This is a genomic window from Streptomyces sp. NPDC056738 (genome assembly GCF_042790435.1).
Classification (GTDB): domain Bacteria; phylum Actinomycetota; class Actinomycetes; order Streptomycetales; family Streptomycetaceae; genus Streptomyces.
This window is the reverse complement of the sequence record NZ_JBHTZF010000006.1, coordinates 395,179-413,812: the sequence shown is the minus strand read 5'-3', so window position 1 is coordinate 413,812 and position 18,634 is coordinate 395,179. Positions and strand designations below refer to the sequence as shown.

15 protein-coding genes are annotated in these 18,634 nt (G+C 70.6%); 5 read left to right on the top strand and 10 right to left on the bottom strand.

Features of this window, described 5'->3' with window-relative positions:
- The first annotated feature begins 106 nt into the window (after nucleotides 1-106).
- Nucleotides 107-907: an alkaline phosphatase family protein gene (locus ACFRIC_RS18820; RefSeq protein WP_382786943.1), complete on the top strand. Its 801-nt coding sequence runs from the start codon at nucleotides 107-109 to the stop codon at nucleotides 905-907.
- 57 nt (nucleotides 908-964) lie between these two features.
- Here ACFRIC_RS18820 and ACFRIC_RS18815 read toward each other — a convergent pair whose 3' ends face one another.
- Complete coding sequence (locus ACFRIC_RS18815; RefSeq protein WP_382786940.1) at nucleotides 965-2,047, bottom strand: GNAT family N-acetyltransferase; 1,083 nt, start codon at nucleotides 2,045-2,047, stop codon at nucleotides 965-967.
- Between the two features lie 318 nt (nucleotides 2,048-2,365).
- On the opposite strand from ACFRIC_RS18815, the gene ACFRIC_RS18810 reads away from it, so the two are divergent.
- Complete coding sequence (locus ACFRIC_RS18810; protein WP_382786938.1) at nucleotides 2,366-3,139, top strand: hypothetical protein; 774 nt, start codon at nucleotides 2,366-2,368, stop codon at nucleotides 3,137-3,139.
- 10 nt (nucleotides 3,140-3,149) lie between these two features.
- On the opposite strand, the gene ACFRIC_RS18805 is transcribed toward ACFRIC_RS18810, so the two are convergent.
- The 8 genes from ACFRIC_RS18805 to xylB all read right to left on the bottom strand — a co-directional run bounded on the left by ACFRIC_RS18805 (nucleotide 3,150) and on the right by xylB (nucleotide 14,044).
- Nucleotides 3,150-4,373 carry a metallophosphoesterase gene (locus ACFRIC_RS18805; protein WP_382787243.1) on the bottom strand — a complete coding sequence of 408 codons (1,224 nt, stop codon included), beginning with the start codon at nucleotides 4,371-4,373 and terminating at the stop codon, nucleotides 3,150-3,152.
- Nucleotides 4,374-4,505: 132 nt separating this feature from the next.
- Nucleotides 4,506-6,029: an aldehyde dehydrogenase family protein gene (locus ACFRIC_RS18800; protein WP_382786934.1), complete on the bottom strand. Its 1,524-nt coding sequence runs from the start codon at nucleotides 6,027-6,029 to the stop codon at nucleotides 4,506-4,508.
- 198 nt (nucleotides 6,030-6,227) lie between these two features.
- Nucleotides 6,228-7,565 (bottom strand): GAF domain-containing protein, encoded by a 1,338-nt coding sequence (locus ACFRIC_RS18795; RefSeq protein WP_382786931.1) that lies wholly within the window; start codon nucleotides 7,563-7,565, stop codon nucleotides 6,228-6,230.
- 109 nt (nucleotides 7,566-7,674) lie between these two features.
- Entirely contained in the window at nucleotides 7,675-8,277 is a 603-nt protein-coding gene (locus tag ACFRIC_RS18790; protein ID WP_382786927.1) for an N-acetylmuramoyl-L-alanine amidase, read from the bottom strand.
- Between the two features lie 132 nt (nucleotides 8,278-8,409).
- Complete coding sequence (locus tag ACFRIC_RS18785; RefSeq protein ID WP_369479760.1) at nucleotides 8,410-9,423, bottom strand: acetamidase/formamidase family protein; 1,014 nt, start codon at nucleotides 9,421-9,423, stop codon at nucleotides 8,410-8,412.
- Nucleotides 9,420-10,904: an APC family permease gene (locus tag ACFRIC_RS18780; RefSeq protein WP_382786923.1), complete on the bottom strand. Its 1,485-nt coding sequence runs from the start codon at nucleotides 10,902-10,904 to the stop codon at nucleotides 9,420-9,422. The genes ACFRIC_RS18785 and ACFRIC_RS18780 overlap by 4 nt, the downstream gene beginning before the upstream one ends.
- 316 nt (nucleotides 10,905-11,220) lie before the next feature.
- Nucleotides 11,221-12,429: an ROK family protein gene (locus tag ACFRIC_RS18775; protein WP_382786920.1), complete on the bottom strand. Its 1,209-nt coding sequence runs from the start codon at nucleotides 12,427-12,429 to the stop codon at nucleotides 11,221-11,223.
- A gap of 169 nt (nucleotides 12,430-12,598) precedes the next feature.
- Complete coding sequence (xylB, locus tag ACFRIC_RS18770) at nucleotides 12,599-14,044, bottom strand: xylulokinase (RefSeq protein ID WP_382786917.1); 1,446 nt, start codon at nucleotides 14,042-14,044, stop codon at nucleotides 12,599-12,601.
- Between the two features lie 215 nt (nucleotides 14,045-14,259).
- Here xylB and xylA point away from each other — a divergent pair, with 215 nt between their 5' ends.
- Nucleotides 14,260-15,426: a xylose isomerase gene (gene xylA, locus ACFRIC_RS18765; RefSeq protein WP_382786914.1), complete on the top strand. Its 1,167-nt coding sequence runs from the start codon at nucleotides 14,260-14,262 to the stop codon at nucleotides 15,424-15,426.
- A 686-nt stretch (nucleotides 15,427-16,112) separates the two neighbouring features.
- The gene (locus tag ACFRIC_RS18760; RefSeq protein ID WP_382786912.1) at nucleotides 16,113-16,715 is read left to right on the top strand and encodes a hypothetical protein; all 603 of its coding nucleotides are present in this window, start codon (nucleotides 16,113-16,115) and stop codon (nucleotides 16,713-16,715) included.
- Between the two features lie 67 nt (nucleotides 16,716-16,782).
- On the opposite strand, the gene ACFRIC_RS18755 is transcribed toward ACFRIC_RS18760, so the two are convergent.
- Nucleotides 16,783-18,126, bottom strand: a complete 1,344-nt coding sequence (locus tag ACFRIC_RS18755; RefSeq protein WP_382786909.1) for an esterase-like activity of phytase family protein — start codon at nucleotides 18,124-18,126, stop codon at nucleotides 16,783-16,785.
- 248 nt (nucleotides 18,127-18,374) lie between these two features.
- Here ACFRIC_RS18755 and ACFRIC_RS18750 point away from each other — a divergent pair, with 248 nt between their 5' ends.
- Nucleotides 18,375-18,557 carry a hypothetical protein gene (locus ACFRIC_RS18750; RefSeq protein ID WP_382786907.1) on the top strand — a complete coding sequence of 61 codons (183 nt, stop codon included), beginning with the start codon at nucleotides 18,375-18,377 and terminating at the stop codon, nucleotides 18,555-18,557.
- The last annotated feature ends 77 nt before the right edge of the window (nucleotides 18,558-18,634 follow it).

Here is an 18,634-nt window from a genome sequence, read left to right as displayed (position 1 = left end):
GCGCGTCGAAACGGCGCCCGGAGGGAGAGCGGTGAAGCCACGATCGCGAAGCGCGCGGGCATGGTCGGGGCATCGCCCGACGAGAGAGTTCCTCGCCTGGGCGGCGGTGGCGACGCTTCTGACGACAGCGGGCTGTGGCCAGTCGGCGGCCGGTTCCGGGGTCTCCCGTCCGGACCACATCGTCGTGGTGATCGAGGAGGACCAGTCGTACGAAGCTGTCATAGGGAGCCCGGAGGCCCCGTACCTCAACCAACTGGCCCGGCGGGGCGCCTCGCTCACCCAGTTCTACGCTCTCACCCATCCGAGCCAGCCCAACTACCTGGCGCTCTTCTCAGGCTCCTTCCTGGGCGTCGACGACGACTCCTGCCCGCACGCCCTCACGGCCCGCAATCTCGGCTCGCAACTCCGCCAGGACCATCTGAGCTTCGTGGGCTACGCGCAGAGCCTGCCCCGCGTCGGGTTCTCCGGCTGCTCCAGCGGCGCCTACGTGCGCCGGCACAACCCATGGGTGAACTTCGACAACCTTCCAGCTTCCGCCAACCGCCCGTGGACCGACTTCCCTCGCGACTTCAAGAATCTGCCGACCGTGTCCTTCGTCGTCCCGGACCTCGAACACGACATGCACGACGGCAGCGTGCGGGAGGGGGACACCTGGCTGCGGAACAATCTCAGCGACTATGCCGACTGGGCCATGACCCACAACAGCCTGCTGGTCGTCACCTGGGACGAGGACGAGGGACAAGGGCCCAATCACATCCCCACCGTCCTGGTCGGTGAGCACGTCCGGCCGGGCGACGACGACCAGCCGAACAATCAGTTCGGGCTGCTGCGCATGCTCCTGGACGCCTACGACCTCAAGCCCCTCGACCACAGCGCCGCGGCGGAGCCCGTCGATGTGTGGGGTTGACGATCAGGCGGAGGTCAACCGAGTGGCCCGGAAGCAGATCAGGCGAGTGAGGGAACCTCAGGGGTCCTCGAAGCGGATCAGACGTTTGACGGCTGTCCGCAGCCGTCGATCGGCCGCCGACACGGGTATCCGCTCCCGGAGGTAGCGCGGCGAGGAGAAGGCCTCCGCTCCGAACGACGCCTTGAACTCGGCGAGAGAGGATCCAGGGGCGGACTCTCCCATGTCGAACGTGCGGCAGGCCGTGTCGCACGCCTCTTCGATCGCCAGGCGGTAGAGCAGGGGAATCGCCCGGACCGGATGGGCCAGCTCCCGGTCCATCGCACTACGCCACAGTTTGGCGTGCCCACCGTGCCTCAGCACGACACACGCCGCGGCCGGCTCTCCGCCGCACCAGGCCACCCAGATGGCGCAGTCCTCGCCGAACCGGGCGGCCACCTCTTCCAGCCGCCGCACGGGGAACTCCCGCGTCCTGCGCAGGCGAGCCAGGGCCAGTGGTTCGTGCTGCTGCGCGGCCCAGCGCACTATCGACTTCCGGTACAGGTGGTAGAAGGCGGGGACGAGCCGGCCGGTACGATCCACCTCCACGTCGACGTCCGAGCGCTCGCCACGCCGGATCTCCCGCCGCACGCGACGTCCGAAGCGCTGCTCCCAGACGGTACCGAAGCCGCCGTCGAGGTCCACCATCTGCGTCATGTGCGGCTCGGGACTGAAGGCGGAGGCGGCGTGCCCCCACAACGCCTCGTCCGTCGGCCGCAACCGCACAGCGACCCGAAGCGCCCGCAGGCGCGCGAGATCGGTGAATACCGCGCGTGCCTCCGCCGGACTCACGCTCTCCGGGCATACCGGTCCTCCGATGCCCCATTGGGCCGGCCAGGACTCGTCTGTCCCCAGGATCCGCGGGCGCCGCCTTCTGCTCACGAGAGGGAGCACGAGCCGATGGCCGCGCTCGAACTCGTAGAGACGGCTCGCATCCCGGTACGGGCCTGTCGCACACAGGCAGTCCAGCCACAGTGGAGTCTGGCTGGGGTTGGTGTTCTGGTCCTTGCCTGCCAACTCCCACCAGGCGTCGCGTGGAGCCGGTGCGGTGACGCGCGCGAGACCGGCCGGAGTGTCGATCAGGAGCTCGGCGGCTGCGTTCACGGGTCTCTCCCGCCGGGCGCAAGGGCCCCGCGAGGACGGCGCTCACGGACCGAGGACCCACGTGCCCACGTCCGATGCTAGGCGGGGTACCCGAGCCGGGCATCTCGGTCCTGGGGGCGTCGGACGTCTGGGAAACGGCGAGGTGGCGTTCGACCCCTTGTTCCGTCGGATCTGTTTCCGGGTGTTGTCGAATTGCAGAACAGTGAGGTAAAAGTTACGATTGAGGCGATAAAAATGTGCTATTGCGTCATTGCTCCTGTTCCATTTCTTAGGAGTGGCAATAGGGGTGACCTGGTATCGCCCTTGATAGAGGTATCCGTGGACCATTCGGACGGAACTCAGGCTTCTCCGCGCATGATGCGCCTCCAACAGCGTTTTCCCTCGAATGAGCTGATGCGTGGAGCACGTCGCAAACTCGACGACGCGATTGATCTGCTCCGTCTCAAGCTCGACGCACTGCCGGCGGGCATCTACCAACCGGTCCCGGGCGTACCCGTGCGCAAGGCGAAGCGAGCTGTCGGTACCGGCTCGCGATGGACGGCGATGGAGCCGATCGTCGATCGGCTGAGAGTGAAGAGCGCGCTCGATGTCGGCGCGAACGTCGGCTATTTCCCCATCAAGCTCGCGCAGCGAGGAATACCTTCCGTCGCGCTGGAGTCGGATCCGAAGTGCGTTCGCACCGCGATGACAGCCGTGCGGCGGAACCGGCTGAACAACGTGGCGGTGATGGACCTCGAGCTCGGCCCCGGCACTCTCGCCCTGGTGCCGGCGACCGACTGCACCCTCCTGCTTTCCGTCTGGCATCACATGGTGCGGGAACTGGGCCTCGAGGCCGCTACCGATCTGCTGCGAGGACTCTGGAATCGGACCGGCAAGGTGATGTTCTTCGACAGCGGCGAGGACGAGATGCCCGCGTCGTTCGGGTTGCCTCCCATGGTGCCGACGCCTGACGTGTGGCTCACGGAGTATCTGCTGAAGACCTGTTCTGGTGGGCGGATCGAACACCTCGGCCGACACCGCGCCTTCGACGCCGAAGGCCTTCCCACGGACCGCGCGCTCTTCGCGGTGATCCGGGAGACGCCCGACGCGTAGAGGGAGCGTGCTACCGCGGTGCGGCGGACGGCTGCGGGGAGCGGAGCACGAGCAGGGTGATCTCGCTGGGGGCGAAGACACGGAACGGCGGACCCCAGAAGCCGGTGCCGCGGCTGGTGTAGAGGAAGGTGCGGGCGCCGTGGTGGCTCAGGCCGGCGACGGTGGGCTGGTCGATGCGGACCAGGTGGTGGAAGGGCCAGATCTGGCCGCCGTGGGTGTGGCCGGAGAGCTGGAGGTCGACACCGGCCGCCGCCGCCCGGTCGACGAACTTGGGCTGGTGCGCCAGGAGCAGGACGGGCAGGTCGGGGTCGGCGCCGGTCAGAGCCCCGTCCAGGTGGGCGCGGTGGCCTTCCAGGCCCGAGGATTCGGCCGTGACGTCGTCCACGCCGGCGACCACGAGGGTGTCGCCGCCGCGTTCGAGCAGGAGATGGCGGTTGCGCAGCGGCTCCCAGCCCAGCTCGTCCATCAGGTCGACCCAGCCCTGTGCCTCGCTGTAGTACTCGTGGTTCCCGGTCACGTAGACACGGGCCCGGGAGGCCCGCACGGTTCCGAGCGGGACGGCCTGGGCGCGGCGGCGTTCGGCCGTGCCGTCCGCGATGTCACCGGTGTGGCAGACCAGGTCGGCTTCCAGCGTGTTCACCGTCTCGCACACCCGCGCCGACCAGTCGGCACGATCGAGCGGGCCGTAGTGGGTGTCGGTGATGAGGACGACGCGCGTGCCGTCCAAACCCGCTCCCAGCCGCGGGAGTTGTACGTCGAGGCGGCGCACCCGGGGCACGCGGCGGGCCTCGGTGTATCCCCAGGCGAGCAGTACGGCGGCGACGCCGAGCACGGCCCACGTGACGACGCGGGCCCGGTCCTGGCTCTCACCGACGCCGGCCACGGTCAGCGCGAGCCGCAGCAGGATGCCGAGCAGGACGGACCAGGTGAACAGGACCCAGCTCGTGCCCAGCAGCGTGTCACCGACGATCGCCAACCGGTCCTGCTGACGCCGGCCGTGGCCGCGCACCATCGCGAGCGGCATACCGACGAGACCGAGGACGAACAGGCCGGTGCCGACCAGGGTGACGGGCAGCGGCCAGTGCTGGCCGGTGTACAGGAGCACCCAGCAGGGCACGGCCCACAACAGGACGGGGGCGATCAGCGGGATGTAGCGCATCAGACGGTGCAGTCGGCTCTGCCGCGGCGCTTGCGCCGCACCGTCGGCGGGTCGGGTGTCGCTGGTGTCGGTCACGCTGCCCCTCTCTGACCAGGCTGCCATCCCGCGCACTGTATCTGGTTGTCCTCGGCAGGCCGGAGGGGGCGTTCACGGGCGTCGCCGGGTGCCCGGAGGCCGACGAGGCCTCCGGGCACCCGGCTTTGGGCTCTAGAAGAAGCCCAGCTTCTTCGGCGAGTAGGACACCAGCAGGTTCTTGGTCTGCTGGTAGTGCTCCAGCATCATCTTGTGGTTCTCGCGGCCGATGCCGGACTGCTTGTATCCGCCGAACGCGGCGTGTGCCGGATACGCGTGATAGCAGTTCGTCCAGACACGGCCGGCCTGGATGGAACGGCCCGCGCGGTAGGCGGTGTTGATGTCCCGCGTCCACACACCGGCGCCGAGCCCGTACAGCGTGTCGTTCGCGATCTTGATGGCGTCGTCGAAGTCGTCGAACGACGTCACCGAGACGACCGGGCCGAAGATCTCCTCCTGGAAGATCCGCATCCGGTTGTCACCCTCGAAGATCGTCGGCTGGACGTAGTACCCGCCCTTCAACTCGCCGTCGTGCTCGATGCGTTCACCACCGGTGAGTACCTTGGCGCCCTCCTGCCGGCCGATGTCCAGGTAGGAGAGGATCTTCTCCAACTGGTCGTTGGACGCCTGGGCGCCGATCATCGTGTCGGTGTCGAGCGGGTTGCCGGGCTTGATGAGCTCGGTGCGGGCGACCGCCGCCTCCATGAACTCGCGGTAGTGGCCGCGCTGGACGAGAGCGCGCGAGGGGCAGGTGCACACCTCGCCCTGGTTGAGCGCGAACATCGTGAAGCCCTCGAGCGCCTTGTCGCGGAAGTCGTCGTTCTGCGCCCACACGTCGTCGAAGAAGATGTTCGGCGACTTGCCGCCCAGCTCCAGCGTCACCGGCTTGATGTTCTCCGAGGCGTACTGCATGATCAGCCGCCCCGTGGTGGTCTCACCCGTGAACGCGACCTTCGCCACCCGCGCGCTGGAGGCCAGCGGCTTGCCCGCCTCCACGCCGAAGCCGTTGACGATGTTCACCACACCCGGCGGGATCAGGTCCGAGATCAGGCTCATCAGGTAGTGGATGGACGCCGGTGTCTGCTCGGCCGGCTTGATGACCACCGCGTTGCCCGCCGCGAGTGCCGGGGCCAGCTTCCACACCGCCATCAGGATGGGGAAGTTCCACGGGATGATCTGCGCGACCACGCCCAGCGGCTCGTGGAAGTGGTACGCGACGGTGTCGTCGTCGACCTCGCTGAGCGCGCCCTCCTGAGCCCGGATGGCCCCCGCGAAATAGCGGAAGTGGTCGATCGCGAGCGGGATGTCGGCCGCCAGCGTCTCGCGGACCGGCTTGCCGTTCTCCCAGGTCTCGGCGACCGCCAGCTTCTCCAGGTTCGCCTCCATCCGGTCGGCGATCTTGAGCAGGACGTCGGCGCGCGCGGTCACGGAGGTGCGCCCCCAGGCAGGTGCCGCCGCGTGTGCCGCGTCCAGTGCGCGTTCCACGTCCTCCGCGGTACCTCGCGCGACCTCGGTGAACGGCTGCCCGTTCAACGGGCTCGGGTTCTCGAAGTACTGCCCGCGAGCCGGCGCGACGTACTCCCCGCCGATGAAGTGGTCGTAACGCGCCTGGTAGGAGACGATCGCGCCCTCGGTGCCGGGCGCCGCGTAACGGGTCATGCTGGTTGCCTCCCGGAGAAGCGCCGCCCGCCGTTGGGCAGCTCTCGCCGCGAGGCTAGAAACCGGGACGTTGCAACGACGTTGCGGGGGTCAGGGGTCAGGGGTCAGGGGTCAGGGGTCAGGGGCCAGGGGTCAGGGGCGGTCAGGTTCAGGGTCAAGAGCTGGACCTGAACCCGGACCCGGAAGCCGGACCCGGATTCAGTGCGACCGCGGGCGCGTCCGGCCGTCGCGTGCGGCGTACGCCCAGCCGGCCGGCGCCGCCTGTTCGGACTCCAGCTCCGCCACGCGGGCGTGGACGGCCGGACCCGGGCGCAGCGCCGCCAACGCCCGCCAGACGTCGAGATCGTCCTCGCCCCAGGGCGCACGGGCCCAGTCGGCCAGCAGGTCGGGATCACGCCGGGCGATGATCGCCGTACGCAGCCCGTCGGCGAGCCGCCGCCGCAGCCGCGTCACCGCCGGCGCCGTCGAACCCGGCAGCAGTGGCCCAGCGTAGACCGCCGCGGCAGCCGTCACCGCGCCGCTGCCGAGCCGCCGCTCCACCACCGCCACATCGGACTCGACCGGCCTGGTGAGCCGGTAGGGCCGAGAACTCAGCAGTCCGGGACCGAGGATCCTGCGCAGCCGCGCCAACTCGGCCCGCAGGGTCACCGGAGTCACCGACTCGTCCTCGTACAGCGCGCACTGCAACTCGTCGCCCGTCAGCCCCTCCGGATGCAGGGCCAGCAGCACGAGGATCTCGCTGTGCCTGCGGCTGAGCCTGATCTTGCGTCCGTCCGCGACGAGTTGGGCCTCGTCGCGCCCCAGCGCGGTCAGTTCGAGGGAGTCGGCCAGGGCCTGCGGCGGTGCGAGCAGCGCCAGATGGGCCTCGGCCGCCCGTGCCACCGCCTGTACGAAGCCGAGGCTGTGCGGATGCGCGAGCCCGTCCCCGCCGGTGATGTCCACCGCGCCGAGCACCCGCCCGGTGCGGGGATCGTGCACGGGTGCCGCCGCGCAGGTCCAGGGCTGCACCCGCCGGATGAAGTGTTCGGCCGCGAACACCTGTACCGGACGGTCGACGGCGACCGCCGTACCCGGCGCGTTCGTCCCGACCGCGGCCTCCGACCATCGCGCGCCCGGTACGAAGTTCATCCGCCCGGCCTGCCGCCGCGTCCCGGGATGGCCTTCGACCCATAGAAGCCGGCCCTGCGCGTCGCACACCGCCAGCAGATGCTCCCCGTCCGCGGCGAACGTCCCCATGAGCTCCCGGAACAACGGCATCACCCGCGCGAGCGGATGCTCCGCCCGGTACGAACCGAGCTCTCCGTCCGTGAGTTCCACCCTCGCGGTGCCCTCCGGAGCGACGCCCGCCCGCGCCGAACGCCGCCACGAATCGGCGACCACGGCACGCACCGGCCGCGGCACCGTGCCCGCCTCGGTGAACGACTCGTACGCGCGACGCATCAGCCGAACCCGCTCGGCGGGATCGGCGCCCGGTTCCAGGGCCACCCAAGGATCGGTCAACTCGGCCTCCAGGAAGGCGATGCGACTGGGTCCCATCGTCACTCCCGGTGCGGGCTTGGACAACCCGTGTGACGCTCTCCTTCCGCTCGGTGTCCCGCGGCATGCTCACTCGGTCCCGCCCGATGCGCCGCGAGACCGTCCCTGGTCAGGCGAAGTTGACGAGCCGGATGTACCGCGTCCAGTCCCAGTTCGGCCCGGGATCCGTGTGATCGGTGCCCGGAACCTCGTAGTGACCGAGGATGTGGGCGCGGTCCTTGGGGATCCCGTACTGGTCGCAGATCGTGGCGGTGAGCTTGGCCGACTCCTCGTAGAGCGCGTCGGTGAAGTAGGCGGGCCGGTCCACCCAGCCCTCGTGCTCGATACCGATGCTTCTGGTGTTGTAGTCCCAGTTGCCCGCGTGCCAGGCGACGTCCCGCTCTCTCACGCACTGGGCGATGTGGCCGTCGGCCGAGCGAACCAGGTAATGGGCCGACACCTTCTTCTGCGGGTTCTGGAAGATCGACAGGGTCGTGGTGTACGTGGCCTGGGTGACGTGGATGATCACGTAGTCGACGTCGTAGCTGTAGGGGCGGTCGGAAGCCGTGTAGTTGGAGCTCGTGGCCGGGTTCCACTCGGCGTCCGGATAGTCGACGGCCGCCGCCGGCTGCGCCGTCGCCTTGACGTCGGGGAGCAGCGCGTAGGGAAGGGCCGCGAGGGCCGCGCCCTTGAGCAGCCGCCGCCGGCTGGGGAACGGCCGTGCTCGTTCCATGGAGAGTTGGCCTTTCGTCGGTGGGGGGTGGGGTGGGGCCGCGGTCAGGCAGGCCGGAGCCGGGCTGGTCGACGGGGCTGCCGGAAGGAGCGGAGTGCCGGCTCTGTCGATGTCGCGCGTGGAGCACGCGCATCAGTGCCGGAGTGCCGCGGCCGTCTCCCGCAGTCGGGCGTGCAGTCCTCGATGGGTCTCCCGCGCGGGCAGCCATTCCTTGCGCAGCTTGGCGACGCACGTGTAGTTGGTGTCGCATACGTTCGCGAGGGGAGACTCGACCGTCTGCGTCGCGAACTGGTACGCGTCCAGCTCGCTGAACCCGTAGTCGCGCACCAGCCACTGCACGAGGTCGAGCTGGGATATCCGGAAGGCGTCCTCCAGCGGGCGGGCCGAGCCGGTCGAGATGATGTGGGTGTCGGACTCGATACGCGGCCAGGGGGTGGCGACTCCCTTGAGCAGCTCGACGATCACCACCGTGTTCATCGCGCATTCGACCGCGACGCCGCAGGTCTCGCCCTCACCCTGGCGAGCGTGCCCGTCGCCGAGGCTGAGCAGGGCGCCTTCGACGTTCACCCCGAGGTAGCAGGTCACCCCGGCGCGCATCTCCGGCGTGTCCATGTTCCCGCCGTGGGCGTCGGGCACCAGGGCGGAGCGCACCTCCAGGTTCGCGGGCGCCACGCCCACGGTGCCGTGCATCGGATCCATCGGCAGTTCGACCTGGATGTCACTGTCCCGCGCACTGAACAGTGCGGTCCGCCGTTCCCGGTCGAGCTGCCAGATCCACACGGTCTCCGGCAGCGGTGGCTGAAGCGAGGCGGTGGTGTGCGTGGAGGTCAGGGCGCCGAACAGGGGCACGGTCGTGGACGCCGCCCAGTCACGGGCCGGCTCGATCGACACGAAGTGGACCGCGACCGTGTCACCCGGCTCCGCCCCCTCGACATGGAAGGGACCGGTCTGCGGGTTGAGGAACGGGAACTCGCACACCTCGGAGACCAAGTCCTTCTCGGAGCGCACCCGTCCGGCGAAGCAGTCCTCGGTGTAGAGATCGAGCACCGTGCCCGGCGCGATGCGTGCCACCGGGGGCGCTCCGCCGAACGTCCAGGCGAACTCGTCCGGCGTGGGGCGCACGGTCAGGATCCGGGGGTCGCTCATGACTGCACAACTCCGCTCTGCGAAGGGGCGGTGGTCGAGGTCTCGTCGAGGTGGACACGGGCGGTCTCGGCTATGCGCCCGGGGTGGCGGCGCAGCAGGAAGATCAATATCACGACACCGGCCGACATCCAGACACCCACGACCGGTCCGGCGTACGACACGGGTGGGGTCAGCTCGGTCACGAAGTCGAAGACCGGCAGACCGGCGGCCGTCAGCAGGGCGGGAACGAAGGCGATGATGCCGAGAAGCGGGAACACGACGTGCCGCACCGGTTTGAGCAACTCGCGTCTGCGGCGCAGGAAGTAGCTCGCGCAGGCGAGATTGACCACGATGTACACGCCGATCACCACGGTGACGATCACGGTCGCGAGAAGCAGGAACGCGGTCACCGGGTCGTACGCGAGGCCGAGACCCAGCATGACCGCCACGCTCACGACACACTGCACGGCCACGCCGGCCACGGGCGAGCGATGCCGAGGGTGCACGCGCGCGAAGAGCGCGGGAAAGACGCGGATCCGGGCCAGCGCGAAGGCCGTCCGCGTGGAGACGGTGGCGCACGCGTTGGCGTTGGCGATCGTCGAGTTGACCACCGCGAGGAACACGAGCACCCAGAACAGCCCGAACGAGGCGCGAGCCACCCCTTCCCACGAGGCGGAGCCGGAGGCCCCGAATCCCGCGAACCGGTCGGGGCCGAAGTACACCGACATGGCGTACGTCGTCAGGACGTAGACGAGACCGATGGCCAGCGCCGCGCCGAGGACGGCCCGGTGCATCGTGCGGCGCGGGTCCTTGGTCTCCTCCGCGAGCGGGGCCGCCGCCTCGAACCCGGCGAAGGCGAGCACCGTGTACACCGACCCCGCGAACACGCCGCTTATCCCGTCGTAGCCCTTGGCGGTGTGGGACGTCCCGAACACCGACAGGGTGTTGTCGCCGCCGGCCTTGGCGATCAGCCACACCGCGAAGACGAGGAAGACCAGCACCTCGAAGACGCCGAGGACGGTTCCGAAGCGGGCCGAGGCGCGCACTCCCAGATAGCCGGCGACGGCGATGACCGCCGCCCCCGCTAGCGACCAGGGCCACCAGAGGTCGCCGGGATACGAGGACCATTCCTGGTGCAGCGTGCCGGCCGTGGTGAACCCGAGCTGCAGAAGGAGCAGGGGCGGCACCAGGGCCTCGACGAACACGTACCCCCAGCCCACGAGGAATCCGAGGGACGGGTGTAACCCTCGCGCCGTGTAGGTGGCCACCGATCCCGCGGCGGGCATCTCGCGTGCCAGCTCGGCCACGCACGACGCGGTGAACAGACAGGCCACCAGGGCGATGAGAACGGACAGCGGCAGACTGCCGCCCGCGAACGCGGCTCCCGACGGGATGGACGCGGCGACCGCCGCGGCCGGTGCCATCGCGGTGATGCTCTGGAACAGGACCTCGCGCAGGCCGATCGCCTCACGCCGCAGACCCGGAACCGCCTCCTCCGACATCAGAATCCCCCGATCCGACCGGAACACAGCCCTCGGCATGACGGCTGCGCCTCGCGTGAATTACGGTACGGCGCTTGCCGGTTGGGCAGGAAGGGCCTGGCGCGAGTCCGTGGACGGACCGCCGAATGTGGACAACGCGATCACCCACAAGGGGGAAGCTCCTCGGCCGAGCCGGCCGCGTTCACCTCGCCCGTCGGCCCGTCGGCCCGTCGGCCCGTCGTGCTCGACGTTCGGGAGGGGTTCCGCCCACGACAAGCCCGTGCGGCCCAAACGCCCCGGTGAGGTTCCCTCTCCACCGCATCCCGCAACCGGCCCTCTACGACCGCCCCGCCACCGCCGCCGGATCGTCGAGCACCGCGCGCACCACCGAATGCGCCGCACCGAGCAGCGGCCCCTCGGACCCCAGGCGGGAGACGGACACCGGGCAGGCGGGACCCGCCGTGCGCCGCGCCAGCTCGTCCTCCAGTGCGGGGAGCAGCCAGGGCGCCAGCCCGGCGAGGGCCCCGCCGAGCACGACCGTCTCCGGGTCAAGGAGGTTGACCGCCCCGGTCAGGGCGATGCCGAGCGCGGTGCCGGCGTCGCGCAGGGCACGACGTACGTCCGGATCGCCGTCGGCGGCGCGCCGGGACAGCAGCCCGACCCGGTCCTCACCCGGTTCGAGACCGGCGGCCCGCAGCACGGCCTCCTCGCCCGCGTACTGTTCGAGGCATCCGCGACCGCCGCACGGGCACTCCGGCCCCTCCGGGCGCACCGGAACGTGCCCCAACTCGCCCGCGAAACCACGGGTCCCGCGCAAGAGCTGCCCGTCCACGAGCACCGCGGCACCGATGCCGATCTCCGCGGACACGTGGAGGAAGTCACGCGGGGTCGCCTCGCCGAGCCAGAGCTCCGCGAGCGCGCCGAAGTTCGCCTCGTTGCCCACGGTCAAGGGCCACTCGGCGGGCAGCAGCTCACCGAGGTCCGTGTCGTGCCAGTCGAGGTTCGGCGCCCGGACCACGGTCCGGGCGTCACGGGCCACGAGTCCGGGGACGGCGACGGCGAGGCCGGCCGGCCACAGCCCTTCCCGGTCGGCCTCGGCGACGACCTGACGTATCAGTGCCGTCAGTTCCTGGATCACGGGACCGGCCGCCCGGCCGCGATTCGTGCCGTGCCGAACGGCACGGGCCCGCACGGTGCCGCGGAGATCGACCGCGCACACCGCGAGATGGTCGACGCCCACCTCGGCGCCGATCCCGGCGGGGCCGTTTCCGCTGACCGCGAGTGCCGAACCCGGACGTCCCACTCGGCCGGGACGCTCGGGCCCCAGTTCCTCGAGCAGCCCCGTGCGGATCAGCTCGTCCACCAGGGTGGAGACGGCCGCCCGGGTCAGACCGATGTGGGAGGCGACGGCGGCACGCGACAGCGGTCCCTCGTCGCCGACGGTGTGCATCACCCGGGCGAGGTTGCGGCGGCGCATGCCCTGCTGGGTGTCGGGCAGTCGCCGGCCGGGACCGGTCGGATGGGCCTCGTGCAGCGGTGCGGTCATGCTTCCGTCAGTCCTCGTCCGGCCGTCCCGTCGGCCTGTCTCGGTGCGGGTGCCCGTCCAGCGGTCCCGCGTCGAGCGGGGCGACCGGGCGGCCCCGGCCGGTACCGCTCACGCGGGAGGGATGCCACGCCGAGAGCCGGCCGCGCCGGGGCGGCACGCCTGATCGTCGTCAGTTCCTGTTCGGCTCCCGTTCGAGCAGCGGGGCCGCGTCGGAGAGTACCCCGGTGATCCGCGCGAGCGTCTCCTCGTCCCGGTCGATGGCCTCGAACACCGGTCCGCGGGCGGTGTCCCAGCGCCGCGCCACCGCCGCCGGGTCCTCGCCCGTGAGCAGGCCGGCCGCCTGGGCGGCGGCGCCGAGCGCGACCAGTTCCCTGGCCTCGGGCACCTGCACGGGCCGGCCCGAGAGCCGGCGCACGGTCTGCTGCCAGGCCTTGCCCCGCGCCCCGCCGCCGATCAGGAGCAACGGCGCTGAACGATCGGCGTCCTCGTCCAGTACCAGGTCGAGGGCGCCCAGCAGGGAGTGCACGGCGCCGTCGTAGGCGGCCTGGAGGAGCTGTCCGCCCGTCGTGTCGTGCCTGAGCCCGTGCAGCAGGCCCGAGGCGTGCGGCAGGTTCGGTGTGCGCTCGCCGTCCAGATACGGGAGGAACGTCACCGAGGAGCCGGGCTCGACCGCCTCCCGGTCGAGTCCGAGCAGCGCGGCGAACCGGTCGACGGCGAGCGTGCAGTTCAGCGTGCAGGCCAGCGGCAGCCAGTCGCCCCGCGCGTCCGCGAACCCGGCCACCGTGCCGGTCGGGTCGGCCGGGCGGTGCGTCGAGACGGCGTACACGGTTCCCGAGGTGCCCAGGCTGACCACCGGCGTGCCGGGGCGCAGCCCGAGGCCGAGCGCGGCCGCCGCGTTGTCGCCCGTCCCGGCCGCGACCAGGGTGCCCTTGGAGAACGGCAGCTCACCATTGGCGTGCACGGTCCCGGCCACCTCGCCCGGCCGGGCGACGCGGGGGAGCAGGGCGGGGTCGAGGCCGATGTGCGCCAGGACCTCCTCGTCGTACGCCTCGCTCCCGGAAGCCCACCATCCGGTGCCCGAGGCGTCGCCGCGATCGGTGGTGCCCTGCCCGGTGAGCCGTTCGGTCAGGTAGTCGTGGGGCAGCCGGACCGCCGCCGTCGCCCGGACGGCCTCGGGCTCGTGCTCGGCCAGCCAGGCCCACTTCGTGGCCGTGAAGGACGCCGCCGGCACGCTGCCGGTCCGCTCGGCCCAGGCCTTGGGGCCGCCGAGTTCCTCGACCAGCCGACGGGCCTGCGGCGCCGAGCGCACGTCGTTCCACAGCAGTGCGGGCCGTACGGGCTCGCCGTGGGCGTCGAGCGTCACGAGCCCGTGCTGCTGTCCGCCGATCGACACGGCGGCGGCCTCGTGCGCGGCGTCACCGCACTGGCGCAGCGCTTCGCAGAGCGCGTCCCACCACTGGCGGGGGTCGCTCTCGCGGCCCTCTCCGGTGGAGACGGTGTGCGGCGCCTGGCCGCTCGCCACCACCTGTCCGGTCGACGCGTCGACGACCAGCGCCTTGGTGGACTGGGTGGACGAGTCCACCCCGATGACGAGCGGACCCTCGGCTGCTGACATCGGACTCTCCCTCTTCCGCGGCTCCGCGGGATCGTGCTGGTCACGGGATTTGTGCTGGTCACAGGCGTGTCCGGACCGCCACGGCCCGGATCCCGCGGTTCGTTCCCGGACCGATGTGACCAGGTTTCCTACTTCGTCTCTTCCCAGAGGTGCGTCCGCATACTAATTTGTAAACCGCCATGACGAAATAGTCGGAGCTAGCAAGGAGCCGCGGCATGAACTACCAGCCCACCCCCGAGGACAGGTTCACCTTCGGCCTGTGGACCGTCGGCTGGCAGGGAAGGGACCCGTTCGGCGACGCCACCCGGCGCGCCTTGGACCCCGTCGAGTCCGTACAGCGCCTGGCCGAGCTCGGTGCCTACGGAGTGACCTTCCACGACGACGACCTGATCCCCTTCGGGTCCTCGGACATTGAGCGCGAGTCGCACATCAAGCGGTTCAGGCAGACCCTGGACGCCACCGGCCTCAAGGTGCCGATGGCCACCACCAACCTGTTCACGCACCCCGTCTTCAAGGACGGCGCGTTCACCTCGAACGACCGTGACGTGCGCCGCTACGCGCTGCGCAAGACCGTCCGCAACATCGACCTGGCGGTCGAGCTCGGCGCCGAGACGTACGTCGCCTGGGGCGGCCGCGAGGGAGCCGAGTCCGGCGCCGCCAAGGACGTACGCGTCGCCCTCGACCGCATGAAGGAGGCCTTCGACCTCCTCGGCGAGTACGTGCTCTCGCAGGGCTACGACCTGAAGTTCGCGATCGAGCCCAAGCCGAACGAGCCCCGCGGCGACATCCTGCTCCCCACGGTCGGCCACGCCCTCGCCTTCATCGAGCGCCTGGAGCGTCCGGAGATGTACGGCGTCAACCCCGAGGTCGGCCATGAGCAGATGGCCGGACTCAACTTCCCGCACGGCATCGCGCAGGCGCTGTGGGCGGGCAAGCTCTTCCACATCGACCTCAACGGCCAGTCGGGCATCAAGTACGACCAGGACCTGCGCTTCGGCGCGGGCGACCTGCGGTCCGCCTTCTGGCTGGTCGACCTCCTGGAGAGCGCCGGTTACGCGGGTCCGAAGCACTTCGACTTCAAGCCGCCGCGGACCGAGGACTTCGACGGCGTCTGGGCGTCCGCCGAGGGCTGCATGCGCAACTACCTGATCCTGCGCGAGCGCGCCGCCGCGTTCCGGGGCGACCCCGAGGTCCAGGCGGCTCTGCGTGCCTCGCGTCTGCACGAGCTCGCTCAGCCCACGGCCGAGGACGGCCTCGCGGGTCTGCTCGCCGACCGTGCCGCCTTCGAGGACTTCGACGTCGAGGCCGCGGCCGCGCGTGGCATGGCCTTCGAGCAGCTCGACCAGCTCGCGATGGACCACCTCCTGGGCGTACGCGGCTGACCGGAGCGCTCTGAGGGAACGGACCCGCCCGCATGGCGGGTCCGTCCCCGGGCGGGTCCGTCCACCGCAGTGCCTGATCTTCGTGCGGAAATTCCCGGAATCATGCGATCCATGGCATGAGTCCGTATCAACTTCCGCACAGGGGTCGCGCGATGACCGGATTCGAGGCGACTCTTGGCGGTATGGCCATGCCGCCCGAACCGCCTCGGTCTCCGCGTTCGCAGGGAGACCCCCGCCCTCCCGGGGACGATGCCCAAAGCCCGCGCCCGGGGGGCTACGGGCCTTCGTCATCCGGGGCTTACGGCTCACCGCCGACGGGTGGCTACGGCCCTCCGGACTCCTCTGGCGGCTACGGGCCTCCTCCTTCCGGCGGCTATGGTCCGCCGTCCTCCGGTGGCTATGGCCCGCCCTCCGGTGGCTACGGTCCACCCTCGTCCGGTGGCTACGGCCCGCCCCCGTCCGGCGGTTACGGTCCTCCACCGGACGGCTTCGGCCCGCCTCCGGGAGGCGACGGCCCTCCTTCCGGAGACTACGGTTCGCCGGATCAGGGCGGCGGCTTTCCTCCCGGGCACAGCGGCGGTGGTTGGCCGCCTCCTCCGCCGCCCGGCCCTCCACCGGGACCTCCGCCCGGGCCCGGCGGCCACCGCGGAGGACGCCGTCGCAACAGGCTGCTCCTCGTCATCGCGGTGATCGTCGGAGTCGGCGTCATCGTGGCCGTGGCGGTGGCGGCCATGGGCGGCGGGGGCGGAGACGGGAAGTCCCCCAGCGGGAACACCGCGAGCACCGGGCGGACGCCGAGTCCCTCCCTTGGCCTCCCGTCCGGATTCCCGTCGCTCCCATCGAGCCTGCCCAGTGTCCTGCCGTCGCTTCCCTCGGATCTGCCCACCGGGCTGGTGCCCAGCGATCTGCGATCCCTCTTCCCGTCCCTCGCGGACGACGACGTGCCCTACTACCTGCTCCGGAAGGGCGATTGTTTCGACACGGACGACGCCCTGCCCGGACAGGCCGCCAAGCGGAAGTGCACCCAGCCGCACGACGCCGAGGTCGTGACGGTCACCGAGCTCAACGGCACCTACACGACGGAGGCGGCCCTCAAGAAGGCCGCCTCCGCGCTGTGCGAGGCGCCGCTGCAGCGAAAAGCGGCGAACCAGACGGCCGGCACGGTCAGCCAGACACTCGTGCAGTACCCGGACACCGGGAGCTACGCGACCGGCATCGACAAGGTCGCGTGCAGCCTGGCCGCGGACGTCGGCAAGGGCACCCACAGGCTCACCAGGCCGCTGAAGTGAGCGGTACGCGCGCGTGGCCGCTGTCCATCGTGCACGCGCGCGTACCGCGCTGAGGGGATTTCCGGGATCAGACTCCGCGCGGCAGTCGCACGTAGGTGACAGTCGTCTCGATGCCGCTGTCCACGAGCCGCCCCTGCGCGTCGAAGGCGCCCGCCCCGTCGGTCATCCCGAAGTCGTTGTCGTTGATGAGGGCGAGGGTGTCGTGATCCACGCGCGCGACGCCCTCGATCTTGCCGGGCACCCCGGAGACCGTACCCAGGTCGACGACCAGACGCTTGGCGAGCACCGGAACGCCCGCCGACGCCGGGTCGTCCAACTGCTCGAGCGAGGGCGACGTGGTGTCGCTGTCGTACGGGCCGCCGAGGATGTTCGCGCTCCGTGTGAGCCGCACCGACTGAAGACGGGCCGCCTTGTCGGTGCGCTCCTCCACGAGCAGTCGGTCGCCGCCGACGGCCACGACGGAGGAGATCTTCAGCTCGGACGTGTCGTCCTCACTCGGATCGACCACATTCACGGCGTCGAAGCGGTACGCGTACTCGGCGGTCACAGCCCGCTTCCTGGGAGAGAAGCGCAGCAGGCGGGTGGTGAGCGACGCGTCGCCCGCGGCCGCGTTCGGCAGCGAGAGGGGGCTCTGCAGCGCCATCACCAGATCACCGTCGGGGAGCAGGGCGAGCCCTTCGAGACCGCGGTTGGTCTTGCGGTGGAGCAGCACGGAGGGCAGCGCCTCGACGACCGGGTAGTCCGCGCCGGTCAGCTTGAGACCCTTGGGGACATAGCGCGTGAGGACCTTCCCACGCGCGGAGACGTGCACCAGCGACGGGCTGTACTCGTCCACGAGCCAGAACGAGCCGTCCTTGGCCCGCACGACGCCCTCGGTGTCCAAGCCGTTCGCGTTGTACGAGAGGGGGGTCTGGGCGTTGTAGGAGTACGGCGCCTCGTCGCGTCCCGCCTGGTTGGACAGGCCGGTGACCGGCTTCCCGGACGAGGTGGTGATCGGGATCGAGTCGATCACCTTCACGGTGTCGCCGGACACCCGGATCTTCACGATCGCCGGGTCGAAGCCCGGGACCGGGAAGGTCCGCCGCTTCGTTCCGTCCACCTTGATCTGACCGTTGGGCCCCCGGTCGGTCACCGTCCAGAACTCGCCCTTGCGCCCCGTCGGGTAGATGTCGCTGCCGATGCCGCCGAGATCGACACCGCGGTCGTCGTCCACCGTGCCGGGCAGCAGCGCGTTGCTGAACGAGCCGAGCGGGATGTCCCCGAGGGTCGCGGTGCGCGTCACGTGCGGCTGCGCCGGTCCGGACGCCGCGTCCGAGGTGCCGCCCAGCACGAAGGTGGCCAGCACGGCGAGCGGCACGCCCAGGGCGATGGATCGGTGGATGTGCTGCTTGCCGGCGACATGCGCGGACATCAGGCCTCCTGAGTCACAAGTTCGTTGACAGCGGCCAGAGTTGGCCCCGGCGCCGAACGGTTCGCGACGTGAGGGTGAACGCCGCGCGTCGGACAGTCATCGGGTCTCCATCGGTCGACGCGAGGGCGGTCTCAGGGTTGAGTAGGGGGCGCGCGTCAGGGACGTATCAGGGTCGCGGTCCGGAACCGTGGGACGCGGGGACCCGTTCTCAGGACAGAGAGCGGCAGCAGCCGCGGAGGAGGCGACACATGTCGAAGAACGCGAAGATCGCCGCAGGAGGTGTGGCGGTCGGCCTGATTCTGTTGATCTGGCTGCCTTGGTGGGCCGCATTCCTGATCGTGCTGGGGGTTCCGGCTGTCGCGTATCTGGCGCTGGACCCCTCGCAGCGGCGCAGGCTGCGCCGTGTCAGCCGCAAGGAGCTGGGCCGCTGAGCGGTCACCGCCCGGTGGCGATCCGCCCGACGGCGTTCGGTCCGTCGGGGATCCGCCTGTCGGGGATCCGCCTGTCG